A 25,184-nucleotide genomic window follows, 5' to 3' on the forward strand; every position below is an offset into this window, starting at 1 on the left:
AAAAGATACGCGTATGATCGATGCCCGGCTGGTCCGGGCATTTTTGTTTGCGCGGAATTCTGCGATGCTTGCGTCTTTCCACGGTGGAGGAAGTTCCGATGCGCTGGGTTAAACGGCTGGGATGGGGATTGCTGGGCGTGCTGCTGCTGGGCCTGACTGGCGCCATCGGCGGCTACATCTGGTATCGCCAGGCCACGCAGCCCGAGGTTGCCGGCACCATGCGCCTGCCAGGATTGCGCGAGCGCGTGGTGGTGGTGCGCGACCGCAACGCCGTGCCGCATATCCAGGCCGCCAATGCGCAGGATGCCTACTACGCGCTGGGGTATGTGCATGCGCAGGATCGGCTCTGGCAGATGCAGATGAACAAGCGCATCGTGGCTGGCCGGCTGGCCGAGATACTGGGCCCGAACGCGCTCGATACCGACCGTTTCCTGCGCACGCTCGGGGTACGCCGCAACGCCGAGGCCATCTACGCGCAAGCCTCGCCTGAAACCCGCGCGGTGCTGCAGGCCTATGCGGACGGGGTCAATGCGTTCATCGATACGCGCAATGCGGCCTTGCCTCCCGAATTCCTGATCCTGGGTACCCGCCCCGAGCACTGGGAGCCAGTCGATACGCTTGGCTGGCAGACCATGATGGCCTGGGACCTCGGCGGCAACTGGACGCAGGAGGTGCTGCGCATGGGTTTGTCGCAGCAGTTGCCGACGGCCCGCATCGCGGAGATCCTGGCGCCGTACCCCGGTGAGAAACCGCTGCGTACGATGGACTATGCCAGCTTCTATCGCCAGCTTGCCCCGGTTGCCACGGCCATGGCGCGCGTGGTGGACCATGCGCCGTCCGGATACGTGGAGGGCATGGGTTCGAACAACTGGGTGGTATCCGGCGCGCATACGCGTAGCGGCAAGCCGTTGCTGGCCAACGATCCGCACCTGGGGCTGCAGGCGCCTGCGCTCTGGTATTTCGCGCATCTGCAGGCGCCGGGACTGGAACTGGCCGGCGCCACGCTGCCCGGTGCGCCGCTGGTGGTGCTGGGCCATAACAAGCGCATTGCGTGGGGCTTTACGAATACCGCGCCCGATGTGCAGGATCTCTATATCGAGCGAATCGACCCGGCCAATCCGCGGCGCTACCAGACGCCCGACGGCTGGGCCGAATTCGAGACGCGTACCGAGACGATTCACGTCAAGGGGGAGGCCGATGTCACGCTCAATGTGCGAGCCACGCGCCATGGGCCCGTGATGTCCGACGTGGCCGAGCCGATCAGCGCGGCCGCCAAGGGGCTGGGTGCCCAGTATGTGGTGTCGTTCCAGTGGACCGCGCTGCGGCCCGACGACAAGACGTTCCAGGCCAGCCTCAAGATGGGCATGGCCACGGACTGGAAGAGCTTTCTGGCGGCATTGCGCGATTTTCATTCGCCGCAGCAGAACATGGTCTATGCCGATGTCGACGGCAATATCGGCTATATCGCGCCGGGCCGTGTGCCGCTCAGGCGGGCCGACAACGACCTGATGGGCCTGGCGCCGGCGCCCGGCTGGGAGGCGCGCTACGACTGGCAAGGCTTTATTCCGTTCGAGCAGTTGCCGCAGCGGTTCAATCCGCCGACCGGCATGATCGTTACGGCCAACCAGAAGATCGTGGACGACAAGTATCCGTTCTTCATTACCAGCGAATGGTCGGTACCGTATCGCGCGCAGCGCATCCAGACCCTGCTGGAGGCCGAGCCGCGCCACACACCCGACAGTTTCGGGAAAATCCAGAAGGACGTGGTGTCGCTGGCGGTGCGCGATGCCTTGCCGTTGCTGCTGGCCGCGCCGGTAGCCAGTGACGCTGCGCGTCCGGCGCGCGAGCGGGCATTGTTCGATGCGCTACGCAAGTGGGACGGCACGATGGGCGCCGACCAGTCCGAGCCGCTGGTGGTGACCGCATGGTTGCGCGAGCTGTCGCGCCTGCTGTTCGAGGACAAGGTTGGCGATCCGCTCTTCAACAAGCTCTGGGACCAGCGCAATGTCCAGTTGCCGATGCTCAATGCATTGCGCGATCCGGCCGGCGTGGGCGCGTTCTGGTGCGACAATGCGCGTACCACTACCCGGGAAACCTGTGCCGAAACCGTGGGACTGGCCTGGCAGCGCGCGATCGCGGACCTGGACCAGCGCTATGGCGACGACGCCGGCAAGTGGCGCTGGGGCAAAGCACACACCGCGCGCTCGGAGCACAAGCCGTTCGGCAAGGTGCCGTACCTGTCGAGCCTGTTCAATGTGCGCGTGCGCACCGGCGGCGATACGTATACGGTCGATGTGGGCCGCCACAGTTTGCGCGACGAGAAGGCGCCGTTCGAGAGCGTGCATGCGGCGAGCCTGCGCGCAATCTACGATCTTTCAGATCTGTCTGAGTCCCGCTTCATGACATCGACGGGGCAATCGGGCAATGCGCTGTCGCCGCACTATCGCGACTGGACCGACAAGTGGGCCGCGGTGCAATACATCACGATCGGCTCGCATCGTCGCAATCCGGGCGGCGACAGTTTCGATACGCTGGTGCTGCAGCCACAGTAAGATGCCCGAGGGTTGTCTCCCCTCTCCCGCGAGCGGGAGAGGGGCGGGGGAGAGGGCCAGCGGTTCAAACTGCGAGAGTCGGCAAGCAGAACCTCATGCCCTCTCCCCCAACCCCTCTCCCGCCGTGCGGGAGAGGGGAGCAGAACAGAATGATTTCTCTTGCAGGAGTACCAACCGATGAGCGAACCAAGCCGCCAGCCTCGTACGGACGTGATCCAGCACGTTGCCTTCGAACATGCGGGTGTGATTGCCGATGTGGCGCGCGACCGCGGACATGAGATCCGCATCTTCCAGGCTGGCGTTGACGACCTGACGCTGGTCGAAACCGATCCGGCTGACCTGCTGGTGGTGCTGGGCGGGCCGATCGGCGTTTACGAAACCGAAGCCTATCCGTGGCTGGAGGCTGAAATCAACGTGATCCGCCAGCGCCTGGAGGCCAGGTTGCCGATGATCGGCGCTTGCCTCGGTGCGCAACTGATTGCCGCCGCATCGGGGGCCCGCGTGTATCCGGGCACGCGTGAAATCGGCTGGGCGCAGATTACCCCGACCGAGGCGGCCATGCGTTCGCCGCTGGCATTGCTGGCCAATGCCGACTGGGAAGTCCTGCACTGGCACGGTGACACCTTCGACCTGCCTGAGGGGGCCCAACTGCTGGCGTCCACGGCGGCGACGCCGCACCAGGCCTACGCGATCGGCAAGCACGTGCTCGCGCTGCAATTCCATCCGGAGGTCAAGGCCGGCGACATCGAGACCTGGCTGATTGGGCATACCGTCGAACTGGCCAAGGCTGGCATCGACCCGCGCGTGATCCGTCGGCGCACGGCCGAGATTGGGGCCACGGTCGCCAGTGCCGGCGAATTGATGTTTGCCAGGTGGATGGAGGAAGCGGGTCTGTGAGTAGCCTGAGCACCGTAGCCATCGATATAGCCATTGACGCGGTCATGGCGGGCCGGCTTCGTGCGTTCGGACCCAAGGGCGTGCCGAGCGGGATCGACAAGCTGGCCGTGACGGGTGCCGTGCGCGTGACGACGACCGGACTCGACATCGACGAGCAGGGCGACCCACAGCACCATGGTGGTCCCGAGAAGGCGCTCCACCATTATCCGCACGACCACTATGCACCATGGCATGGCGAGTTGGCCGGGCAGGGGGGCGATGCCGCCGTGCTCGACCGCGCCGGGGCGTTCGGCGAGAACATCAGCACCTCGGGCCTGACCGAAGCCGACGTCTGCATCGGCGACCGCTTCCGGCTTGGCTCGGCACTGGTGGAGGTGTCCCAGGCGCGCCAGCCCTGCTGGAAACTCAATCATCGTTTCGGGTTTGCGGGCATGTCACGTGCGGTGCAGGCCAGTGGCCGCACAGGGTGGTATTACCGTGTACTCGAAGAAGGCGAGGTGTCGGCTGGCGACCGCCTGGTATTGACATCGCGCGCTTACCCGCAATGGACCCTGCAACGGTTGCTGCATGTGCTCTATGTCGACCGGCTGAACCATGATGCGCTGGCGGAGATGGTTGAGCTTTCCGCACTGGCGGAAAGCTGGCGCAACCTCGCGCGCCAGCGGCTGCAAAGCCATGTTGTGGAAGATATGGAGAAACGGCTGGCTGGCGGGTAGTCCCCAAGAGTTTTGCCTGCGGCGTGCGGACTAATCGTTCCCGGTGTCGTCGTTCCCTTGGTAGCCGTGAGCCGCAACTAGCTGGAACCCGGCGCGCTGCTTGATAATCGCCGATGGCTTCGTTACTGCACTGGCAACCACCGCGGTGACGCCACGACCTTGCAGATAAGTCAGCGCGGCGTGCAGTGCCGCGCTGCCGGCGCCACGCACCACGCCATTTTGGCCACCATAAACGACATTGCGAGGCGCACTGACCACAGTATCGATTTCCGCCAGGCTGGGGTCTTCATCGTCGACGATGGCCATTAGCACGGCCGCCGGTTGCCCTCGATAATGTGCCACGACGTAAGTGCCAGTTTCACCGTAAGCGACCGCCCTGTAGAGGCTTTCTGCCATATCGGTGCCTCTATTGGCGAGCGTCCGCTGGGCCGGTGTGAGTGCGTCGTCGTTGGTGATGGCGCGATAGCCGTCAGTCCAGTCTTGTAAGACTGCCTGCAGGTGCCGGTGTGCCGCCCTGTCGTCGGACGTAATGAACTCGAACTCGAACGGATGCTGCGTATCGGGTTGCAAATGCCCATCTCTGGTGATGCGCGGCAAGATCGGTATCGGTTGATAGTGGCTCAGATCGAGCCGATACGAACCGAGCAACGCTGTGCTTGCCTCTGCAAGGGTAGCCGGTGCCGTGGCAGATGGGGGCGATCGGAGCGTGTCTGCCTGCTCCAGGTCCAGCGTGCCGTTCCGTGAGGTTTGGTACAGATGGTCTGCGGCACGAAACGCTGCCACCGCAGTCTCGCGTCTGGTGTCGGTCGAGGCGGAACCGGTCTGGCGTCGCACGGCTCCGATCAGTTCGCTTTCAAGCTCAGGTTGGGAGCTGGCGTAACCAGTGGTACCGTGAGCAAGGATATGGTCAATCGTTCGCTGGAAGTTGTCGGCGTCCCACTGCGGCCCGAACAGCGCCTGATAAAGGGCGATGATCGTCATGGTGCGCTCGATGCAGGCGGACGAAGCGGACATGTGGTCGGGACTGCGACGCACGCGGTGAGTTCCCGCAGCGGACGCCTTTGTGTGACAGACGCGGGATGCGGCATACCGTGCCAGCGGGTTGTATCCGCGTACATACGATGCCAGAAGTGTGGGCGGTGCAGGGATTCTTGGTGCCGTTACCGGGTTGACGGTCATATGGCGCTGGTTTGGCCGCGCTCCGGCGCTAAAGACGATTGTCTTGGCATCGTGCGTCGTGGGGCCCGGTGACGGGGCGCTGCAAGGACCCAGAAAATGGCCGGTCACGGCCAGCATTGGATTACTCCAGCATTGCGAGGCTGGTTGCACCCACGCCTGCGGTGCCACATTTGCGAAAGACAGCGCCTTGAGCCGGACAGGATGGTTCGAATCGTTCTCGATCGCAAAGGTCTGGGTGAGTCTCCCCGCATCTTGCGCCACCGTTGCGATGGGCGACGCATTCATAAATCTGCGTGAGCGGTCCGATGCGATGAGCTGATAATCGAGATCGGTCGTGCCAGCGCGGAATCCCAGTGCAATCGACACATACGCGGTGCCGTCATCGAGCTCGAACTGGTCGGCGTTGACGGTGTCGTCGCGATAGGTCGTCGTGACCGTGCGGCCAACAAACCGGAACTCGACTGCGTTGCCGGCATTGACGGTAAAGGACTGCCGCGAATCGGTCTCGAATGTCGCTACCGCCTGGCTCAGGCGGGCCCATTTGCCCTTGTTGGCCTGCAGCGAAGTCGTATACACCACCTTGTCGAGATCGTAGGCCTCCGAATACGGGATCGGGCAATCCTCGAAGCAGTTGGCGATCCACCTGACCAGCTGGAGCGAACGCGCCTTGTCGTTGAAAGTGCGCAGGAATGGCTGGTTTCCATAGTGAAACGAGCTGTCGCCTTTGCCGTTCTGTTCCGAGAACGTATAGAGTGCCAGCCCGCGCGCCATGGTTACCGATGAAATTGCCGCGTCAAGGGTTGTCGTGAGCTCAGGCTGGAGAGGACCTGGCGCGAAGCATGTCTGGCGACCATGGTAATGCGCATCCTGATAGACGCACGCGCCAGGCCTGACCTGAAACGAACGATACCGTGTACCGTCGGGCTCGGAGAACGCGGGATGGCTTACGCTTTGCGAGAGCCGCGAGAGAGCACCACTGAGCTGGGTGCCCGTTGCAACGATCAGCTCGGCGCCAGGGTCCACGCGCACGGACTTGATTGCAATGCCGTCCGGCACGTCGGTCAGCGCATCCATTCGGAAACAGTGTGGCGTACCCTGGAACTGGCTTTCGGTAAAGACGCACGCTTGCTGGGCGAGTGCCCTGGCGGGCGTTATGGCCAGCAGGCAGGCGCACATGGCGAGCCATCGGATTCTCGAGATCGTGAGCGCCAGCGGGACTGCAAACGGGACTGCAAACATGATCGAACTCCCAGTGCCGCGGAAATTTCCGCTGCTGGGAATTCTGTGAAGGTCAGCCCCTGTCAGTGTTGTGGCGTATCAAATCGCGACATTACTGTGAGAAATTTCGCAGGAATGTGAAGAGGTTGGCCGCATGGGCGGCAATTTCTCAGTCCCGTTGGAATCGTCGCGCGGTGTTTTCACGCGTAATACGATCCCAGATCACCTGCTTTTCGTCGTCGCTATAGAACACCCAGTTGCTGACTTCGGCCGCGGTGCGGCCACAACCCTGGCAAATTTCGTCGAACAGCGTCGAACAGATGCCGATGCAGGGGCTATCCGGGCGGTCGCTCAGGCGTGTCTGAGCCTCGGCTTCAGCGTTTGCGGCTTGCGAGGTGGGCGATTCGGACGGCTTGACGGACATGAAACGGGGCGGCGATGACGGGCCGCACATTATAAACGGGCGCGGTGGGCGCTTCAGGCACTTGGGAATTACCCGTGACGTCATTGTGGCCGCCCGGCAGGCCGCCTACGCTGGACCCATCGTGGTTCCACGCGCATTCATAATCGCAACCGTTTTCAGGGAGATCACCCATGCCCGGCAAGACTGTCGATCCCCGTAATGCCGCAATGCTTGAATCCGTGCTGATCGGGTCGCCGGTCGCACGTACGCTCGGTATCCATTTTGACGCGGTGGAAATCGATCACGTTGAACTGCTGTTACCCTTCAGCATGAACCTGATCACGGTCGGCGACATGGTGCACGGCGGCGTGATCGCGACACTGATCGACGTGGCGGGTGCGGCGGCCGCGTTCAGCAATGTGGATCTCGACGTGGTGAAGGGCGGGGCGACGGGGTCGTTGTCGATCCAGTACCTGGCGCCGGCGAAGTCCGCGACGCTGCGGGCGGTGGCCGACGTGGTGCGCCGTGGCAAGCGGCAGGTGGTGACCGAGGTGTCGGTCTTTGCCGAGCGCGATAACGAGGCCGTGCTCGCGGCCAAGGCGTTGATGAGCACGGCCTTGCTGTGATGCGTCAGCGCATCAGTACTTCCAGAAGATCTGTTGCAGCGCCTTCGGATCGTTGGTCTTGGTCAGTGCCAGCGCCGTCAGGATACGTGCCTTCTGCGGCAACTGGTCATCGGTAACGACCCAGTTGTACTTGTCGTCGGGCTGTTCGGCATTGCGCACGACGATGCCGCTGCCGGTGCGCGAGGCCCGCACGATCTGCACGCCCTTGGCCTGGGCGGCCTTGAGCGGTTCGACCATGTAGTCACCCACGCTGCCGTTGCCGGTGGCCGCATAGACGATCGCCTTCGCACCATTCTTGACGGCCGCATCGATGCTGGCGGGATTGACGTTGCCATAGGCGTAGACGACCGCCACTTCAGGCAGCTTGTCGATCTTGTCGATGTCCCATTCGGTCTGCAGCGTGTGCGGGCGGGCCGGGATGCGATAGTACAGCGTGCGGCCTTCCACCACGTAGCCGAGCGGGCCGAACGGCGAGCGGAACGTCTCGGTCTTGAACGTGTTGCTCTTGGTCACGTCGCGGCCGGTATGGATTTCGTCGTTGAGCACCACCAGCGTGCCCTTGCCCTTCGATGCGGGGTTTGAGGCCACGAGTACCGCGTCATAGAGGTTCAGCGCACCATCGGCGCCCAGCGCCGTGCCCGGACGCATCGAGCCGACCACCACCACGGGTTTGTCGCTCTTGAGCGTCAGGTTCAGGAAGTAGGCGGTTTCCTCGATCGTGTCGGTGCCATGCGTGATCACGATGCCGTCCACGTCGGGTTGCTTGAGCAGTTCCGATACGCGCTTGCCGAGCTTGAGCAGGCGCTCGTTGTTGAAGCTCTCGGAACCGATCTGGAAGATCTGTTCGCCCTTGACGTTGGCGACCTTCGAGATCTCCGGCACCGAGGCAATGATCTTGTCGACCGGTACCACGGCGGACTGGTAGGCCGCGGTATTGGTCGCCGAGGCACCAGCGCCGGCGATGGTGCCGCCGGTGCCAATGATGACGATATTGGCCTTGCGTGCTTCGGCGGTAGTGCCGGCCGGTGCGGTGGCGCTGGCCGGTGCAGGTGCGAGTTGTGCGTGCGCGTAGCCGCTCAGCAGGGTGGCGGACAGCAGCAGGGCGGCCAGGGGGCGAGCTTGGCAGGTCGTTGCATGATTCTCCTCATCTCGGCGTAACGATGTCTCTTGTGGAGACAGCTTTTGCGCTTGTGGTTGGTTCGTGAAACCGTGGCAGCTTGTTGTGTGTCGCATTGCCAGCGGAGCGTGCACTATAACCATGCATCGGCGTTGCGTCGACAACTTCACCAGAACCGTTGCAACCCGCAAACGTACGCTGGATAAGACAAAGCGGCATCTTCCCGTCACGAAAGATGCCGCCTCATGACGACAATCAGACCGGTGTGCGATGCGTCAGAAGCTGTCGCCCGGCACGCGTACCCAGCCTTCCATCAGCACGCGGGCGCTGCGGCTCATGATGGCCTTGGTCACCGTCCATTGACCATCGACCAGGGCAGCCTGCGCGCCCACGCGCAACGTGCCGGACGGATGCCCGAAACGCACGGCTTCGCGCTCGCCGCCACCGGCGGCCAGGTTGACCAGCGTGCCCGGCACGGCCGCTGCCGTGCCGATGGCCACCGCGGCGGTGCCCATCATCGCGTGGTGGAGCTTGCCCATCGACAGCGCGCGCACCAGCAGGTCGACATCGCCGGCGTTGACGGTCTTGCCGCTCGATGCGGTGTAGGTCGTCGGGCTGGCCACGAACGCCACCTTCGGCGTGTGCTGGCGCCTTGCGGCCTCGTCGATGTCCTTGATCAGGCCCATGCGCTGCGCACCGTACGCACGAATGGTCTCGAACATGGCCAGCGCTTTCGGATCGCCGTTGATGGCGTCCTGCAGTTCGGTGCCGGTATAGCCGATGGCTTCGGCATTGACGAAGATCGTCGGGATGCCGGCATTGATCATGGTGGCCTTGAGCGTGCCCACGCCGGGCACTTCGAGGTCATCCACGAGATTGCCGGTCGGAAACATCGCGCCGCCGCCATCGTCGCCTTCGTCCGCCGCCGGATCCAGGAACTCGAGCTGGACCTCGGCCGCCGGGAACGTGACACCATCGAGTTCGAAGTCGCCGGTTTCCTGCACTGCGCCATCGGTGATGGGCACGTGCGAGATGATGGTCTTGCCGATATTGGCCTGCCAGATCTTCACGACCACGGTGCCATTGCGCGGAATGCGCGCGGCATCGACAAAGCCGTTGCTGACCGAGAAGGGCCCCACGGCGGCCGACAGGTTGCCGCAGTTGCCGCTCCAGTCAACAAATGGCTGGTCGATCGAGACCTGGCCGAACAGGTAGTCGACGTCATGGTCCGGACGCGTGCTCTTCGAGATGATCACGGTCTTGCTGGTGCTCGATGTTGCCGCACCCATGCCGTCGATCTGCTTGCCATACGGGTCGGGACTGCCGATCACGCGCATCAGCAATGCATCGCGCGCGCGGCCCGGGACCTGCGCCGCCTCGGGCAGGTCCTGCAGCCGGAAGAACACCCCCTTGCTGGTGCCGCCACGCAGATAGGTGGCGGGAATCTTGATTTGCGGTACGTGAGTCATGTCTGTCCTTGTCAGGGCCGGTCAGGCCGCCGCGCGCGACGATTCCAGGAAGTCCTGCGCGAAACGCTGCAGTACGCCGCCGGCTTCGTAGATCGAGACTTCCTCATCGCTGTCCAGACGGCACAGCACCGGCACTTGCACTTTTTCGCCATTGCGGCGATGGAGCACCAGCGTCAATTCCGCGCGCGGCTTGCGATCGCCAACGATATCGAACGTTTCGGTGCCGTCGATGCCCAGCGTGGTGCGGTTGGTGCCCGGCAGGAACTCCACCGGCAGCACGCCCATGCCGATCAGGTTGGTGCGGTGAATGCGCTCGAAGCCTTCGGCAACGATGGCTTCCACGCCAGCCAGGCGCACGCCCTTGGCAGCCCAGTCGCGCGACGAACCCTGACCATAGTCGGCGCCGGCAACAATGATCAGCGGCTGCTTGCGGTCCATGTAGGTTTCGATCGCTTCCCACATGCGCACGACCTTGCCTTCGGGCTCGACGCGGGCCAGCGAGCCCTTCTTGACCGCACCGTCCACCACGGCCATTTCGTTCATCAGCGTCGGGTTGGCGAACGTGGCGCGTTGCGCGGTCAGGTGGTCGCCGCGGTGCGTGGCGTACGAGTTGAAGTCTTCTTCGGGCAGGCCCATCTTTGCCAGGTACTCGCCGGCGGCGCTGTTGAGCATGATCGCGTTGGACGGCGACAGGTGGTCGGTGGTGATGTTGTCACCAAGCACTGCCAGCGCGCGCATGCCTTGCAGCGTGCGCTCGCCGGCCAGCGCGCCTTCCCAATACGGCGGGCGGCGGATGTAGGTGCTTTGCGGGCGCCAGTCGTAGAGCGGGTCGGTCGACGTATCGTTCTCGGCGTGCAGCGCGAACATCGGCTCGTAGACCTTGCGGAAGTGCTCGGGCTTGACGCTCTGTTTGACGATGGCGTCGATCTCGTCGTCGCTCGGCCAGATGTCCTTCAGGTAGACCGGCTTGCCGTCGGCATCGGTACCCAGTGCATCGCGCTCGATATCGAAGCGGATCGTGCCGGCGATGGCGTAGGCCACCACCAGCGGCGGCGAGGCCAGGAAGGCCTGCTTGGCGTACGGGTGGATGCGGCCGTCGAAGTTGCGGTTGCCGGACAGCACGGCCGTGGCATACAGGTCGCGATCGATGATTTCCTGCTGGATCTTCGGATCGAGCGCACCCGACATGCCGTTGCAGGTCGTGCAGGCGAAGGCCACGATGCCAAAACCGAGCTTTTCAAGGTCGGGCAGCAGTTTGGCTTCTTCCAGATACAGCTCGACCGCCTTCGATCCCGGCGCCAGCGAGGACTTGACCCACGGCTTGCGCGTCAGGCCGCGTGCGTTGGCGTTGCGCGCCAGCAGCGCGGCGGCAATCACGTTGCGCGGGTTGCTGGTATTCGTGCAGCTCGTGATGGCTGCAATGATCACCGCGCCGTCGGGCATCTGGCCCGGCGTTTCTTCCCACTTGCCGGCAATGCCGCGCGCGGCCAGGTCAGAGGTGGGCAGGCGCTTGTGCGGATTCGACGGGCCGGCCATATTGCGCACCACGGTCGACAGGTCGAACGTCAGCACGCGCTCGTACTCGGCATCCTTGAGCGCATCGGCCCACAGGCCGGCGGTCCTTGCATAGGTTTCCACCAGCTGCACCTGCGCTTCGTCACGGCCGGTCAGGCGCAGGTATTCGGTGGTCTGGCCGTCGATAAAGAACATCGCGGCGGTGGCGCCATACTCGGGGGCCATGTTCGAGATCGTGGCGCGGTCGCCCAGCGTCAGGCTTGAGGCGCCTTCGCCACGGAATTCCAGGTAGGCGCCCACGACCTTTTCGCGGCGCAGGAACTCGGTCAGGGCCAGCACGATGTCGGTGGCCGTGATGCCCGGCTGGCGACGTCCGGTCAGTTCGACGCCGACGATATCGGGCAGGCGCATCCACGATGCACGGCCCAGCATCACGTTTTCGGCTTCCAGCCCGCCCACGCCAATCGCGATCACGCCCAGCGCGTCCACGTGCGGGGTGTGGCTGTCGGTGCCAACGCAGGTATCGGGGTAGGCCACGCCATGCTCCGCGTGGATCACGGGCGACATCTTTTCCAGGTTGATCTGGTGCATGATGCCGTTGCCCGGCGGAATCACATCGACGTTGCGGAACGCCTTCTTGGTCCAGTTGATGAAGTCGAAGCGGTCTTCGTTGCGGCGATCTTCGATGGCGCGGTTTTTCGCGAACGCGTCGGGGTCAAAGCCGCCGCACTCGACGGCCAGCGAATGGTCGACGATCAGTTGCACCGGCACCACCGGGTTGACCTTGGCCGGGTCGCCACCCTGGTCGGCAATCGCGTCGCGCAGGCCGGCCAGGTCCACCAGCGCGGTCTGGCCCAGGATGTCATGGCAGACCACGCGCGCGGGGAACCATGGGAAATCGAGCTCACGCTTGCGCTCGATCAGTTGCTTGAGCGAGGCGGTCAGCGTGGCGGGGTCGCAGCGGCGCACGAGGTTCTCGGCCAGCACGCGCGACGTATAGGGCAGCTTGTCCCACGCGCCCGCGGCAATGTCGTTGACGGCTGCGCGCGCGTCGAAGTAGTCAAGCTTGGTGCCGGGTAGCGGCTTGCGGTATGCAGTGTTCATGGCGTCGTGGAGACTGGCGTGCCTGCCGTCCCGCCGGATTCAATGTGGCAGGACGGTGGCACTGTTTTTGTTGCGACTAATGTCAGGCGCGCTTTTCGATCGGCACGAACTTCAGGTTCTCCGGGCCGGTGTAGTTGGCCGTCGGACGGATGATCTTGTTGTCGATCCGTTGCTCGATCACATGCGCGGCCCAGCCCGAAGTGCGGGAAATCACGAACAGCGGCGTGAACATCGCGGTGGGCACGCCCATCATGTGGTAGCTCACGGCGCTGAACCAGTCGAGGTTCGGGAACATCTTCTTGGCATCGGCCATGACCGTTTCCAGACGCTCGGCGATATCGAACATCTTCATCGAACCGGCGTCCTTCGACAGCTTGCGCGCCACTTCCTTGATCACCACGTTGCGCGGATCGCTGATGGTGTACACCGGGTGGCCAAAGCCGATCACGACTTCCTTGTTCTCCACGCGGCGGCGCACGTCGGCCTCGGCTTCGTCGGGCGTGTCGTAGCGCTTCTGGATCTCGAAGGCCACTTCATTGGCGCCGCCGTGCTTCGGGCCGCGCAGCGCGCCAATGCCGCCGCAGATGGCCGAGTACATGTCGGAACCGGTGCCGGCAACCACGCGGCAGGCAAACGTCGAGGCGTTGAACTCGTGCTCCGCGTACAGGATCAGCGAGGTCTGCATCGCGCGTTCCCAGAGCTTCGACGGCGGTTCGCCATGCAGCAGGTGCAGGAAGTGGGCGGCAATCGATTCGTCGTCGGTTTCCACTTCGATGCGGCGGCCGTTGTGGCTGTAGTGGTACCAGTACAGCAGCATCGAGCCCAGGCTGGCCATCAGGCGGTCGGCGATATCGCGCGCGCCCGGGGTGTTGTGGTCGTCCTTTTCCGGCAGCACGGTGCCCAGCACCGACACGCCGGTGCGCATCACGTCCATCGGGTGGGCGCTGGCCGGCACCCATTCCAGCGCCGCCTTGACGTTGGCGGGCAGGCCGCGCAGCGCCTTGAGCTTGACCTTGTAGGCCGCCAGTTCCGACTTGGTGGGCAGCTTGCCGTGCACCAGCAGGTGGGCGATTTCCTCGAATTCGCAGGTGTCGGCGATATCGAGGATGTCGTAGCCGCGATAGTGGAGATCATTGCCGCTACGGCCAACGGTGCACAGTGCGGTATTGCCGGCGGCAACGCCCGACAGGGCAACGGACTTCTTGGGCTTCGGCGTGGCCAGCGGTTGGGCTTCGGACATCTGGGTCTCCTGGTTCTGTGAGGTAGTTTTGCGAGCTGCCATGGTGTTCAGCGCGTCTTGGGTCCCGGTTGTACGGTTGGCTTATTTGGTTTTGGCCTGGGCGAACAGGGCGTCGAGGCTCTGCTCGTAGGCATGGTAGTCGATCCGCTCGTAGAGTTCGGCGCGCGTCTGCATCGTATCGACCACGTTCTTCTGCGTGCCGTCGCGGCGGATAGCCGTGAAGACGTTCTCGGCGGCCTTGTTGGCGGCGCGGAAGGCCGACAGCGGATAGAGTGCCATGGCCACGCCCACGCTGCGCAGGTCGTCGAGCGTGAAATACGGCGTGGCGCCGAATTCGGTCAGGTTGGCCAGCACCGGCACCTTCACGGCATCGACAAACTTGGCATACATGTCGAGGTCGGTCATGGCTTCCGGGAAAATGGCGTCGGCACCGGCTTCCGCGCAGGCCACCGCGCGTTCGATCGCGGCATCCAGGCCTTCCACGGCCAGCGCATCGGTGCGGGCCATGATTACGAAATTCTGGTCGGTGCGGGCGTCGACGGCGGCCTTGATGCGGTCGACCATCTCGTCCTTGCCGACGATTTCCTTGTTCGGGCGATGGCCGCAGCGCTTGGCGCCAACCTGGTCTTCGATATGCATGGCGGCGGCGCCGAACTTGATCAGCGAGCGCGTGGTGCGGGCCACGTTGAAGGCCGACGCGCCGAACCCGGTGTCGACGTCCACCAGCAGCGGCGTGTCGCAGACATCGGTGATGCGGCGGATATCGGTCAGCACATCGTCGAGGTTCGAAATGCCCAGGTCGGGCAGGCCCAGCGAACCGGCAGCCACGCCGCCGCCCGACAGGTAGATTGCGCGATAACCGGCGCGTTTGGCCAGCAGCGCGTGATTGGCGTTGATGGTGCCCGGAATCTGCAGCGGGGCTTCGTCGATCAGGGCCTGGCGGAAGCGGGCACCCGCGGAGCGGGCGAGTTCGTTGGCGGAAAAAGTCATGGCGGGCATCTCTTGTAGGTTTCAACCTGCGTCAGGCAGGGCGGCGCATCTAGGCGCAAAGCGTGTGCCAGGTTTTCGAGGAACGGCCATGGCGCCTCGGTTGCGCCGGTGCGTCGCGCAGAAATCCTTTCTTATCAGTAGGTTAGGCTGCCTTGAGTCCCCTGGTGCCCGTTCTTTAAGCGGCTGCTTTTTCACATTTTGATTGCTTGAATGAAATTCAATGATTTCAAAGTTGAAATGTGAAAGGCGCCGGCGCACAATCTGGAACCGAACCTGATCGAATATATGCCGGTCCCGGCCCACCTTCCATGTCGTCACTGCCATCCCCCTTGCCGCTCAATCCTGCGTCCGCGCCAGCCGCCGGCGCCCGGCCACGCATCTGGGCGATGGGCATCAGCCGCTTGTCGCGTGCGTTCGCGGACCTGATTCCCGCCTATGCCGCACGGGCGGAATTCCGCATCGTCGGCCGGGCGTTCGAGGCGGCGGCCAGCGCCATCAATCGCGAGGCGCGCGAGAACCGAGTGGACGTGGTGGTGGCCGGTGGTTCCAATGGGGCCTACCTGCGCCAGCACGTCGATGTTCCCGTGGTACTGGTCAAGGTCACGGGCTTCGATGTCATGAGCGCGCTGGCCACGGCACGGCGCATTTCGCCGCGGGTGGCGCTGGTCACGCATGCTTCGACCTACGCCGAAGTGGATGAATTCGTTGGCGCGTTCGGGCTCGACATTCCACGCTACACCTATCTGACCGAGGACGATGCCACCGCACGCGTACGGGCGCTCAAGGAAGAGGGCATCCGGGTGGTGGTGGGGCCCGGCATGGTGACCGACCTGGCCGACAAGTACGGACTGGTCGGCGTATTCCTGTATTCGGGCAACGCAGTGCGGCTGGCCTTGGAGGATGCGATCGAGGCGGCGCGCCTGCGCCGTATCGAATCCACGCGGCGCGACTACGTCAACGCCATCCTGGCGCACCTGAACGAAGGGGTGGCGGCCGTGGATGCCGAGGGCAGGGTCCAGGCATTCAATCCGGCCATGGAACGCTTTCTTGGCACGCCGGCCGGCGTGGCGGTGGGACGCAAGCTGTCGACCCTGGCGCCGGACCTGTCGCTGGATGGCGTAATGCGCAGCGGTGCCCGGGAACTCGAGGCGATCCACCGGCTGGGCGACCGGATGGTGGTGGTGAACCGGATTCCGATTGTTGGCGAAGCCGGTACCTCGGGGGCGGTGCTGACGATCCAGGATGCCAATGCAATTCATCGGGCCGACCGCAACCTGCGTTCGCGCACCCGGCCGCGCGCGGCGGGCGTGCGATATAGCCTCGATGACCTGGCCGGCGATTCCGCCGCGATGAACGACCTGCGTGCGTTGGCGCGGCGCTATGCGGTGGTCGATTCGACGGTGCTGGTGGGCGGCGAAAGCGGTACCGGCAAGGAGGTGCTGGCACAGGGTATGCACGACGCCAGCCCACGCCGCGCGTTTCCGTTCGTGGCCGTCAACTGCGCGGCATTTCCGGAGGCGCTGCTTGAGTCGGAACTGTTCGGCTACGAGGAGGGCGCGTTCACCGGCGCACGCCGTGGCGGCAAGGCCGGCCTGTTTGAATCGGCGCACAATGGCACGCTGTTCCTGGATGAAGTCGGCGACATGCCGCCGGCGTTGCAGACCCGTTTGCTACGCGTGCTGCAGGAAAAACAGGTGCTGCCGATCGGCGGCATCGAGGCGGTGCCCGTCAATGTGCGCGTGATTGCCGCCACGCACCGCGACCTTGCGGCGCTGGTGCGCGAGGGTACGTTCCGGCAGGACCTTTACTACCGCCTGAATATCCTGCGCATCGACATGCCGCCTTTGCGCGAGCGCGTTGCAGACCTGCCGGAGTTGGCGGCGCTGCTGTATCGGCGCGCGCAGGAAAGACTGGGCATTGCCGCGCCGCAGCCGCTGCCCGCACAGGTGCAGGCGCGGCTGACCGGCTATGCATGGCCGGGGAATATCCGTGAACTCGAAAACGTAACCGAGCGCATTGCGGTGCTGGTGGCCGGCGCACAGTTGGAACCACCAGCGCAGCAGAGGGAATTGCAGGCAGCGGTGCCGGAGCTGTTTTCAAACCGGCAATTAACGGCCCCGGCGCAAACGGACGCGTCCGTGCCTTCCGCGCGACCGTCGCTGGCAGGCGTGGCGCAGGCCAGCCAGGCCGAACATATTCGCAAGGTGCTGGAAGAATGCGGCGGCAACCGGGCAGCCGCCTGCGCGCAGCTTGGCATCAGTGCCACCACGCTTTGGCGGCGGCTGCGTCAGGATTGATATGTAGCTTCCTGACTCGAACTGACTGATTCGGCAATTAACTGCCATGCGTTGATCCGACCAGCAAAATGGGCGCTCCTGATATTCAGGAGCGCCCATCAATACCAGCTTGCAAGACAGGGGTCAGATGTCGTCGGCCAGGCGTACGCCCGTGAACTGCCAGCGCTGATGCGGGTAGAAGAAATTGCGGTAGGTCGCACGGATATGCGACTCGGGGGTGACGCACGACCCGCCACGTAGCACCATCTGGCTGCTCATGAACTTGCCGTTGTATTCGCCCACGGCACCCGCGCTGGGTCGGAAGCCCGGATAGGGCAGGAAGGCACTGGCGGTCCATTCCCATACATCGCCAAACATTTGCCGCAGTGCGCCCGCGGTGTCTTGCCGGTCGGGCAGCGGACGCAGCGTACGTCCCTCGACAAAGTTGCCGGTGGCCGCCAGGTTGCGGGCGGCGTGTTCCCATTCCGCTTCGGTAGGCAGGCGCCGTTCCGCCCAGCGCGCGAACGCATCGGCCTCGAAGAAACTGACATGGGTGACCGGGCTGTCCGGGTCAACCGGCTGCATGCCCCGCAGCGTCATCTGCCACCATGTGCCTTCGCGTTCCTCCCAGTACAACGGCGCTTCGATCTGGTGATCGCAGACCCAGCGCCAGCCATCGGACAGCCACAGGCCCGCGGTCTGGTAGCCGCCATCCTCGATAAATTCGAACCACTGGCGGTTGTTCACCGGGTGCGAGCACAGCGTGTACGGTTGCAGCAACACCTGGTGCCGCGGGGTTTCGCAATCGAAGGCAAAACCGTCGCCGCCGTGTCCGATCGTGACAATGCCGCCTTGCAATGGAATCCATTCCGGAGCAGGGCGCGGATCACTGATCACGGGAACCGTCAGAGCCGGCACATAAGCCGGACGCAGCGGATTCTGGGCGAACAAATGCAGGATATCGGTCAGCAGCAATTCCTGATGCTGCTGTTCGTGGTGCAGGCCCAGTGTGATCAGCGCGGCCTCATCGTCGGTCTGCGCCGACATCAGCAGCGACAACATGCTTTCGTCGACGGCCTCGCGGTAGGCCAGCACTTCGTCAAGCGAGGGCCGTGTCAGCAGCCCGCGGCGCGGCCGCGGATGACGTGCGCCAACCGATTCGTAGTACGAGTTGAACAGGTAGCGATACTGCGGATCGACCGGTTCGTAGTCGGGCAGCCGCGCCGCGAGCACGAATTCCTCGAAGAACCAGGTGGTATGCGCCAGATGCCATTTGGCGGGACTGGCATCGTCCATCGATTGCACGGTGGCATCAGCGTCGGTCAGATCCGCCACCATGGCTTCGGTGGCGGCGCGCACGTGTCTGTACTGGCTCAGCAGCGCGGGTTCGTGCGGCGGATGGCTGGCCGTGGCAGGCAACAGTGCTGAGGCTGAGGTCATGCAGGCTCCCGGATGGCGGACTTCGGTGGGCGGGCTCGACAGGCGGACTGTCGAACCATCATAGACCCATCCGACCGAACGGGCGAGCGGGCGGCCGTCCGCTAGCGATGTAGGTCGATGCCTACGGGCGAGACATAAAAAAGACCGGTATCCCGCGAGGGGATACCGGTCTCAGGCAGCCCCGGCGCCGAAGGGGAACGACGCCGGGTACTTCACGGAGGTGGGGTGATGCGGTGCGAGGCTCAGGCGGCGGCGCGAACGGCGTCGTTGAGTGCGGCAATCTCGGTACGTGCCTTGGTCAGGCCGGCTTCGCGGGCTTCCGGACCCATCGCCAGGCCGTGAGCGCGGACGAAGGTGATATCGGTGATGCCCAGGAAACGCAGCACGGCGTCCATGGTGATTTCATGCAGATCGAGCGCCGAGCCATCCTGGCGCACACCACCACGCGACGACACGACCACTGCGCGCTTGCCGACGGCCAGGCCTTCCGGGCCATTTGCCGTGTAGCGGAACGTGCGGCCGGCTTGGGCAATGCGGTCGATCCAGGCCTTGAGCTGGCTCGGGATGCCGAAGTTGTACTGCGGAGCACCAATCACCAGCACATCGGCGGCCAGGAATTCGGCCAGGAACGCTTCGGTGAGCTCCAGTTCGGCTTGCTGCACCGCATTCAGGCCATCCTTCGGGCCGCCCAGTACCGGCAGCAGATGGTTGCCCAGGTGGGCGGGGGCTTCGCGGTCGAGGTCGCGCACGGTCACGTTGGCGGCCGGGTTCTTGGCCACGAGGTCGGCCACGATGCTGGCGGTCAGGTTGCGCGATACGGAGTTGTCGCCCAGTACGCTCGAATCGATCTGCAGGATGTTCATTGTCTGGCTCCACTAAGTTCGGTTGGGATGGCTGAAAGATATAGGCTGGCCATTGATGCCGGTAGTGAGGCAAAATGCAAATGATTGTTCTATTGATGCAACGGAAGAGCTGGAGCCCGGATCATGCAGGACCTCAACGATTTGTCGCTGTTCGCCCAGGTGGTACAGCACGGCAGTTTTTCGGCGGCAAGCCGCGCTACCGGCGTGCCGAAATCTCGGCTGTCGCGCCGCATTGCCCAGCTGGAACGCGATCTGGGCGTGCAGTTGCTGCGCAGGACCACGCGCCAGGTGCGGGTCACGCCGCTGGGGGAATCGTATTACGCACACTGCCGCGAGATGCTGGAAGCTGCCGAGGCCGCGCGTGAAGTGATCGAGCAGGCGCGCGAGCAGCCGGGAGGATTTCTCAAGATCAGTTGCCCAGTGGCTATCGTGCAGATCCTGCTGGCGCCCAATGTCGGCCACTTCATGCGCGCCAACCCCGGCATCCAGCTTGAGATCGACGCAACTAACCGCCGTGTCGACGTCATCGGCGAAGGCTACGACATGGCCTTGCGCGTGCGTAATGTGCTCGACGATTCCAGCCTGGCAGTACGTACGTTTGGCAAGAGCGACCTGAAACTGGTTGCAAGTCCCGCGTTACTGGACAGCATCGGCCGGCCGCGCACGCCGCAGGCGCTGGAAGGCATGCCGGGCGTAGGCCAGAAACCTCATGAAGGCCGCCACCTCTGGACGCTGTATGACAAGGCCGGTGAGGCCGTCAATATTGGCTACGAACCGCGCCTGGTTTCCGATGAGTTCGCGTTGCTGCGCGAAGCCGCCATTGCCGGCGTAGGCGTGGCGATGCTGCCGCGCATGTATTGCCGCGACGATATCGAGCGCGGCCATCTTGAGGTGCTGCTGCCCCAGTGGGACTTGCCGATGGGTGTATTGCACGCGGTGTTTCCCTCGCGGCAGGGTGTCACACCGGCGTTGCGCCGCTTTCTCGATTTCCTGGCCGAGGTGTTGCCCGAGCATGGCCGCAAGGTGGGCATGATGTCGATGGGCGGCATGCCCATGCATGCGGCACCCCCGTCCGGCCTTGCGCCGGCACGCGCCGATGGTCCGGAAAACGGGGAGGATTAGGCCGGAGGCGTCGAGCGCTGCGTCTTTACCTTCACGCCAGCACGATCTAAGGTAGTTGTGCAGGTCACATGCGCCTGTATCCAACTGCAAGGAGCCAACGCGATGAGCCGCACGCAAGGAACGCAGGATCTGGGCAAGGCCATTCTTCGTATCGTATTGGGTGTGTTGATTCTGGTGCACGGGATTGCCAAGCTGATGGCAGGTCCTGGCTTTGTGGTGCAGGTGGTCACGCAGGCCGGCCTGCCGGCAGCGTTGGCCTACGGTGTCTATATTGGCGAGGTGGTGGCGCCAGTTCTGCTGATCATCGGCCTCTGGTCGCGGCTGGCAGCGTTGATCGTGGCGGTCAACATGGTGTTTGCGTTCGCCCTCGTCCATGCGAAACAGCTCGGTGAAATGGCACCGACCGGTGGTTGGGCGCTGGAATTGCAGGGCATGTACCTGGCCGCGGCGCTGGCCGTGGCACTGCTTGGCGCAGGCCGCTTCAGCATTGGCGGCATCGACGGGAAATGGAACTAGGGAGACCGACATCATGGTCCGTCTGACATTCTTGCTCGGTCGGGCGCTTGCCGCGGGTACTGTGCTGCTTGGTTTGCTGGCGAGCGGTTGTGCCACCGGCCCCGATATCCGAACCGACTACAACCGTGCCACCGATTTCTCGCAGTACCGGACTTTCGGCTTCGTGCCGCGTCCCGGTACCGACCGGCAAGGTTATGAGAGCCTGACCACGCAGTACCTGAAGGCCGCGGTCCAGCGCGAGATGAACGCGCGTGGCTACCAGTTCGCGCCGCGCCAGCCCGACCTGCTGGTTAACTTCAACATGCAGTTCCAGCAGAAGATCGCCAGCAGCCCGGCGCCGATGCCACCGCCTGGCTACATGGGCTACTACGCGTACCGGGGCGGCCTCTATGCGCCGTGGCCTGGTTATGGCTTCTACAACGACACCTATACGTATACCGAGGGAACCCTGAACATCGATCTGGTAGATGCGAAACGGAACCAGTTGGTATGGGAGGGTGTGGCGCAGGGCGAGGCCAACCAGACCGATCCGCAGAACAATCAGCAGGCCATCGACAAGGTGGTGGGCTTGATCTTTGCCAAGTATCCGTTCCGCGTTGGGCAGTAGTTGTGGTTAAAGCGTAAGTTTTTCCGTGTAGAGCCAATCCCGTATAGCCAGACCCGCTACAATCGCTGCCCGTGATTTAGAACGTGTCATATCAAAAATGGGTCTTGGCTGGTTCGGATTGTCGACCTTCTGGCTGTTGCCGGTTATCTGGCGAACAGTAGGGCGTGCGCTTGCCGGCGATCGCCGTGTCTTTGGCCGTGGCTCGCTGCGCGTATGGATGGGCACGCTGCTGGTGCTGGGCGCCAGCGCCACCCTTGAAGCGCTGACCGGCGGTGAAGGCGAGGGCGCTGCCGCCGGTGGTGCGGTGGGTCATGCGCTGGCGGGTACCGCGTCTGGCATGCTTGGCTGGACCGGCGCATTGCTGATGATGCTGGCCGTGCTCGGGCTGGCCGCGCCGATGGTGTTCGGCGAGACCTGGCGCAGCCTGTTCCTGCTGCGCAAGCCGCGTGCGGATGCCGATGACGAACCACCGGCACCAAGGCAGGAAGCCCGCGCCGAAACGCGCGGCGATTTCCGCAGTGACTTCCGCAGCGAATTCCGTAACGAGTTCAGTCACAGCACATCGGCGCAAACGCCGCAGCGCGACGGAACCGAGCGTTGGGAAACTACGTCGCTGCCATCTCAGCCGGTGGCAGGCAGGCAGGCGCCACGCCACAAGAGTATCGAAGCCGTTTCGGCGCGCCGGCAGCCGGCCTGGCAACCGCCACCGCGAACCCGCGAGTCGCCGCCGCAGCCTGGCGAAATCTGGCTCCATCACGCGGAAGCGCCCGGTGCCGTCAAGCGCGAGCCGGCGGGCATGATGCCCAAGCCAACGCCAACGCCAACGCCAGCGCCAGCGCCGGTGCGTCCGGCCGCCGTGGCCAAGCCCGAAGCCAGCGTCCAGCCCCGACCCCAACCGAAGCCGGAAGCCAGGCCCCAAAGCAGGCCCATGCCACAGGCCACCGTGGTCAGTAGCCCGTTCCGAAACCCCCAACTGGGTCTGCGCTCGGCGGTCACCACGCTGCCGGAAACCACTGCCAAGCCCGTGGCCGTAGCGGCCACGGCAGCAGCCGTAGCCGAAGCCGTGGCTGAAACCGTGGAAGCCGACGTGGCGGTCATTGAAGCGCCACCCGCGATGCCAGCTGCGAACACCGACGTCGTGCCCGCAGAGGCATGCACTTCGGATGAAGCCGAGGCGCCGGTGACGCTGGATTCGATCCGTGAAGAAGCCATGGCTTTGCTGGCGGAATTGCGCCTGCTGGCGGGCAAGCCCGTGGATGAACGCGAGAGCGCCGCGCAGCCAGCACCTCAGCCTGACCCGCAGCCCGACCTGCAATCCGACCTGCAATCCGACCTGCAATCCGAACAGTTGCCGGCCGAGGCCCTGCCGCCAGCCAGTCTGGAAACCGTAGCGGAACCGGAACCGGAACCTGAACTGCCTGCGGCGGAGACGGTGGAAGCCATGCCGGCGCCAGAGCCACTGCCAGAGTCGCTGCATGTCGTCCCCACCGAGTCGGAAGCCATCGAACTGGCGGTAGCGGCTTCGATATCGGAAGCGGAAGCGGAGGCCGAAGCGGAAGCGGAAGCACAGACCGAAGTCCAGGGCGGGGAAGCATCGGTTGCCGGGACGTCCGCACAACTGCCGGCGGTCGTGGGCGAGGCCGAGGACGAGCCCGACGATCCTGCCCAGGTCGAGGACGCCAACGTATTCGTGCAGCCCGCTCCCAAGCCGCGCATTGTGTTGCAGGCGGTCATCGGCAAGACCGTAGCGCTGGGAACTGCCCAGCCCGCCGCGCCTGTGGTGCCGGCCGCCCCGGTCACCCCGGTGGCGCCGGTCGTTGCCGTAGTACCGCCCCCGGTGCCACGCGCGCCGGTGGACTACCGGCTGCCGGGCACCGATCTGCTGGAGGCCGGTGACGAAGGCGCGGAGCAGGTGTCCGACGAACTGCTACAGCAGACCAGCGAGCTGATTTCCCAGCGCCTGGCCGAATTCAAGGTGCCGGTGACCGTGGTGGGTGCCAGTGCTGGCCCGGTCATTACCCGGTTCGAAGTGGACCCGGCAATTGGCGTGCGTGGTTCGCAGGTGGTGGGCCTGATGAAGGACCTGGCACGCGCGCTGGGCGTGACGTCGATTCGCGTGGTCGAGACCATTCCGGGCAAGACCTGCATGGGGCTGGAATTGCCGAATGCGAAGCGCCAGATGATCCGTCTGTCGGAGATCGTCAGCGGCAGCGCATTCGACGCACACGCGTCGAAGCTCGTGCTGGCCATGGGCAAGGACATCACGGGCCATCCGGTAGTGACCGACCTGGCTCGCGCGCCGCACCTGCTGGTGGCGGGGACCACCGGATCGGGCAAGTCGGTGGCGGTCAATGCGATGATCCTGTCGATGCTGTACAAGGCCACGCCCGAAGACGTGCGCCTGATCATGATCGATCCGAAGATGCTGGAACTGTCGGTCTACGAAGGCATCCCGCATCTGCTGGCGCCGGTGGTGACGGACATGAAGCAGGCCGCGCACGCGTTGAACTGGTGCGTCGGCGAAATGGAAAAGCGCTATCGGCTGATGTCGGCGCTTGGGGTGCGCAACCTGGCCGGCTACAACCAGAAGATCCGTGCCGCCGAAGCCGCCGAACAGAAGGTGCCCAACCCGTTCTCGCTGACGCCCGACGCACCGGAGCCGTTGTCCACGTTGCCGTTGATCGTGGTGGTCATCGACGAACTGGCCGACCTGATGATGGTGGCGGGCAAGAAGATCGAGGAACTGATTGCACGGCTGGCGCAGAAGGCGCGCGCTGCCGGCATCCACCTGATCCTGGCCACGCAGCGCCCGTCCGTGGACGTGATCACGGGCCTGATCAAGGCCAATATCCCGACGCGCGTGGCCTTCCAGGTGTCTTCGAAGATCGATTCGCGCACCATCCTCGACCAGATGGGCGCGGAAAGCCTGCTGGGGCAGGGCGACATGCTGTTCCTGCCGCCGGGCACCGGATATCCGCAACGCGTGCACGGGGCCTTCGTGGCCGACGATGAAGTGCATCGCGTGGTGGAGCACTGGAAACAGTTTGGCGAGCCCGACTACGAAGAAGCCATCCTGGCAGGCGATGCGCCGGAAGGTGCCGCGGACCTGTTCGGCGAAGGTGGTACCGAGGGCGAAGCCGATCCACTTTACGACGATGCCGCGCAGTTCGTGCTGACGTCGCGCCGTGCGTCGATCTCTGCCGTGCAGCGGCACCTGCGGATCGGCTACAACCGCGCCGCGCGCCTGATCGAGCAGATGGAAGCGGCCGGGCTGGTGTCGCCCATGGGCCGCAACGGCACGCGCGAAGTGATCGCGCCGGGTGGCCAGGACTGA

At 64.3% G+C, this 25,184-nt stretch carries 18 protein-coding genes; 9 read left to right on the forward strand and 9 right to left on the reverse strand.

What is annotated here, in order from left to right; translation table 11 throughout:
* Window positions 1-98: 98 nt before the first annotated feature.
* From ACO550_RS21035 to ACO550_RS21045, 3 genes are all read left to right on the forward strand, one after another.
* The gene (locus tag ACO550_RS21035; protein ID WP_315593890.1) at window positions 99-2,552 is read left to right on the forward strand and encodes a penicillin acylase family protein; all 2,454 of its coding nucleotides are present in this window, start codon (window positions 99-101) and stop codon (window positions 2,550-2,552) included.
* A gap of 177 nt (window positions 2,553-2,729) precedes the next feature.
* Window positions 2,730-3,449: a glutamine amidotransferase gene (locus tag ACO550_RS21040; protein WP_315593891.1), complete on the forward strand. Its 720-nt coding sequence runs from the start codon at window positions 2,730-2,732 to the stop codon at window positions 3,447-3,449.
* Between the two features lie 44 nt (window positions 3,450-3,493).
* Window positions 3,494-4,165, forward strand: coding sequence for an MOSC domain-containing protein (locus ACO550_RS21045; RefSeq protein WP_315593970.1), 672 nt, complete (start codon window positions 3,494-3,496; stop codon window positions 4,163-4,165).
* A gap of 30 nt (window positions 4,166-4,195) precedes the next feature.
* On the opposite strand, the gene ACO550_RS21050 is transcribed toward ACO550_RS21045, so the two are convergent.
* Together ACO550_RS21050 and ACO550_RS21055 are read right to left on the reverse strand one after the other, a co-directional pair.
* Window positions 4,196-6,583 (reverse strand): hypothetical protein, encoded by a 2,388-nt coding sequence (locus ACO550_RS21050; RefSeq protein ID WP_315593892.1) that lies wholly within the window; start codon window positions 6,581-6,583, stop codon window positions 4,196-4,198.
* A gap of 148 nt (window positions 6,584-6,731) precedes the next feature.
* On the reverse strand, window positions 6,732-6,986 hold the full coding sequence (locus ACO550_RS21055) for a DUF1289 domain-containing protein (RefSeq protein ID WP_485994950.1): 255 nt from the start codon (window positions 6,984-6,986) through the stop codon (window positions 6,732-6,734).
* Between the two features lie 170 nt (window positions 6,987-7,156).
* On the opposite strand from ACO550_RS21055, the gene ACO550_RS21060 reads away from it, so the two are divergent.
* Window positions 7,157-7,591 carry a PaaI family thioesterase gene (locus tag ACO550_RS21060; protein ID WP_315593893.1) on the forward strand — a complete coding sequence of 145 codons (435 nt, stop codon included), beginning with the start codon at window positions 7,157-7,159 and terminating at the stop codon, window positions 7,589-7,591.
* 12 nt (window positions 7,592-7,603) lie between these two features.
* On the opposite strand, the gene ACO550_RS21065 is transcribed toward ACO550_RS21060, so the two are convergent.
* From ACO550_RS21065 to prpB, 5 genes are all read right to left on the reverse strand, one after another.
* On the reverse strand, window positions 7,604-8,824 hold the full coding sequence (locus ACO550_RS21065) for a type II asparaginase (RefSeq protein WP_315593894.1): 1,221 nt from the start codon (window positions 8,822-8,824) through the stop codon (window positions 7,604-7,606).
* A 159-nt stretch (window positions 8,825-8,983) separates the two neighbouring features.
* Entirely contained in the window at window positions 8,984-10,177 is a 1,194-nt protein-coding gene (prpF, locus tag ACO550_RS21070; protein ID WP_315593895.1) for a 2-methylaconitate cis-trans isomerase PrpF, read from the reverse strand.
* Window positions 10,178-10,198: 21 nt separating this feature from the next.
* Window positions 10,199-12,796 carry a Fe/S-dependent 2-methylisocitrate dehydratase AcnD gene (acnD, locus tag ACO550_RS21075; RefSeq protein WP_315593896.1) on the reverse strand — a complete coding sequence of 866 codons (2,598 nt, stop codon included), beginning with the start codon at window positions 12,794-12,796 and terminating at the stop codon, window positions 10,199-10,201.
* 82 nt (window positions 12,797-12,878) lie between these two features.
* A complete protein-coding gene (gene prpC / locus ACO550_RS21080; protein WP_315593897.1) occupies window positions 12,879-14,036 on the reverse strand; it encodes a bifunctional 2-methylcitrate synthase/citrate synthase in 1,158 nt (385 codons plus the stop codon).
* 81 nt (window positions 14,037-14,117) lie between these two features.
* Entirely contained in the window at window positions 14,118-15,026 is a 909-nt protein-coding gene (prpB, locus tag ACO550_RS21085) for a methylisocitrate lyase (RefSeq protein WP_315593898.1), read from the reverse strand.
* 308 nt (window positions 15,027-15,334) lie between these two features.
* Here prpB and prpR point away from each other — a divergent pair, with 308 nt between their 5' ends.
* Window positions 15,335-17,323, forward strand: a complete 1,989-nt coding sequence (prpR, locus tag ACO550_RS21090; RefSeq protein WP_315593899.1) for a propionate catabolism operon regulatory protein PrpR — start codon at window positions 15,335-15,337, stop codon at window positions 17,321-17,323.
* Window positions 17,324-17,446: 123 nt separating this feature from the next.
* On the opposite strand, the gene egtB is transcribed toward prpR, so the two are convergent.
* Window positions 17,447-18,742 carry an ergothioneine biosynthesis protein EgtB gene (gene egtB, locus ACO550_RS21095; RefSeq protein ID WP_315593900.1) on the reverse strand — a complete coding sequence of 432 codons (1,296 nt, stop codon included), beginning with the start codon at window positions 18,740-18,742 and terminating at the stop codon, window positions 17,447-17,449.
* A gap of 242 nt (window positions 18,743-18,984) precedes the next feature.
* Window positions 18,985-19,605 (reverse strand): FMN-dependent NADH-azoreductase, encoded by a 621-nt coding sequence (locus ACO550_RS21100; protein WP_315593901.1) that lies wholly within the window; start codon window positions 19,603-19,605, stop codon window positions 18,985-18,987.
* Between the two features lie 123 nt (window positions 19,606-19,728).
* On the opposite strand from ACO550_RS21100, the gene ACO550_RS21105 reads away from it, so the two are divergent.
* From ACO550_RS21105 to ACO550_RS21120, 4 genes are all read left to right on the forward strand, one after another.
* Window positions 19,729-20,727 carry a LysR substrate-binding domain-containing protein gene (locus ACO550_RS21105; protein WP_315593902.1) on the forward strand — a complete coding sequence of 333 codons (999 nt, stop codon included), beginning with the start codon at window positions 19,729-19,731 and terminating at the stop codon, window positions 20,725-20,727.
* Window positions 20,728-20,829: 102 nt separating this feature from the next.
* Window positions 20,830-21,243 (forward strand): DoxX family membrane protein, encoded by a 414-nt coding sequence (locus tag ACO550_RS21110; protein WP_315593903.1) that lies wholly within the window; start codon window positions 20,830-20,832, stop codon window positions 21,241-21,243.
* Between the two features lie 13 nt (window positions 21,244-21,256).
* Window positions 21,257-21,850 carry a DUF4136 domain-containing protein gene (locus ACO550_RS21115; RefSeq protein ID WP_315593904.1) on the forward strand — a complete coding sequence of 198 codons (594 nt, stop codon included), beginning with the start codon at window positions 21,257-21,259 and terminating at the stop codon, window positions 21,848-21,850.
* A gap of 97 nt (window positions 21,851-21,947) precedes the next feature.
* Entirely contained in the window at window positions 21,948-25,184 is a 3,237-nt protein-coding gene (locus tag ACO550_RS21120) for a DNA translocase FtsK (RefSeq protein ID WP_315593905.1), read from the forward strand.

The organism is Cupriavidus sp. (assembly GCF_057315035.1).

What these genes read in the sequence shown, in the direction of transcription:
- ACO550_RS21120 (WP_315593905.1), top strand. Translation starts at nt 21,948, where the DNA reads ATGGGTCTTGGCTGGTTCGGATTGTCGACCTTCTGGCTGTTGCCGGTT.
- ACO550_RS21035 (WP_315593890.1), top strand. Translation starts at nt 99, where the DNA reads ATGCGCTGGGTTAAACGGCTGGGATGGGGATTGCTGGGCGTGCTGCTG.
- ACO550_RS21105 (WP_315593902.1), top strand. Translation starts at nt 19,729, where the DNA reads ATGCAGGACCTCAACGATTTGTCGCTGTTCGCCCAGGTGGTACAGCAC.
- acnD (WP_315593896.1), bottom strand. Translation starts at nt 12,796, where the DNA reads ATGAACACTGCATACCGCAAGCCGCTACCCGGCACCAAGCTTGACTAC.
- prpB (WP_315593898.1), bottom strand. Translation starts at nt 15,026, where the DNA reads ATGACTTTTTCCGCCAACGAACTCGCCCGCTCCGCGGGTGCCCGCTTC.
- ACO550_RS21040 (WP_315593891.1), top strand. Translation starts at nt 2,730, where the DNA reads ATGAGCGAACCAAGCCGCCAGCCTCGTACGGACGTGATCCAGCACGTT.
- egtB (WP_315593900.1), bottom strand. Translation starts at nt 18,742, where the DNA reads ATGACCTCAGCCTCAGCACTGTTGCCTGCCACGGCCAGCCATCCGCCG.
- ACO550_RS21115 (WP_315593904.1), top strand. Translation starts at nt 21,257, where the DNA reads ATGGTCCGTCTGACATTCTTGCTCGGTCGGGCGCTTGCCGCGGGTACT.
- ACO550_RS21110 (WP_315593903.1), top strand. Translation starts at nt 20,830, where the DNA reads ATGAGCCGCACGCAAGGAACGCAGGATCTGGGCAAGGCCATTCTTCGT.
- ACO550_RS21065 (WP_315593894.1), bottom strand. Translation starts at nt 8,824, where the DNA reads ATGCGACACACAACAAGCTGCCACGGTTTCACGAACCAACCACAAGCG.
- ACO550_RS21050 (WP_315593892.1), bottom strand. Translation starts at nt 6,583, where the DNA reads ATGTTTGCAGTCCCGTTTGCAGTCCCGCTGGCGCTCACGATCTCGAGA.
- prpC (WP_315593897.1), bottom strand. Translation starts at nt 14,036, where the DNA reads ATGTCCGAAGCCCAACCGCTGGCCACGCCGAAGCCCAAGAAGTCCGTT.
- ACO550_RS21100 (WP_315593901.1), bottom strand. Translation starts at nt 19,605, where the DNA reads ATGAACATCCTGCAGATCGATTCGAGCGTACTGGGCGACAACTCCGTA.
- prpF (WP_315593895.1), bottom strand. Translation starts at nt 10,177, where the DNA reads ATGACTCACGTACCGCAAATCAAGATTCCCGCCACCTATCTGCGTGGC.
- ACO550_RS21060 (WP_315593893.1), top strand. Translation starts at nt 7,157, where the DNA reads ATGCCCGGCAAGACTGTCGATCCCCGTAATGCCGCAATGCTTGAATCC.
- ACO550_RS21055 (WP_485994950.1), bottom strand. Translation starts at nt 6,986, where the DNA reads ATGTCCGTCAAGCCGTCCGAATCGCCCACCTCGCAAGCCGCAAACGCT.
- prpR (WP_315593899.1), top strand. Translation starts at nt 15,335, where the DNA reads ATGTCGTCACTGCCATCCCCCTTGCCGCTCAATCCTGCGTCCGCGCCA.
- ACO550_RS21045 (WP_315593970.1), top strand. Translation starts at nt 3,494, where the DNA reads ATGGCGGGCCGGCTTCGTGCGTTCGGACCCAAGGGCGTGCCGAGCGGG.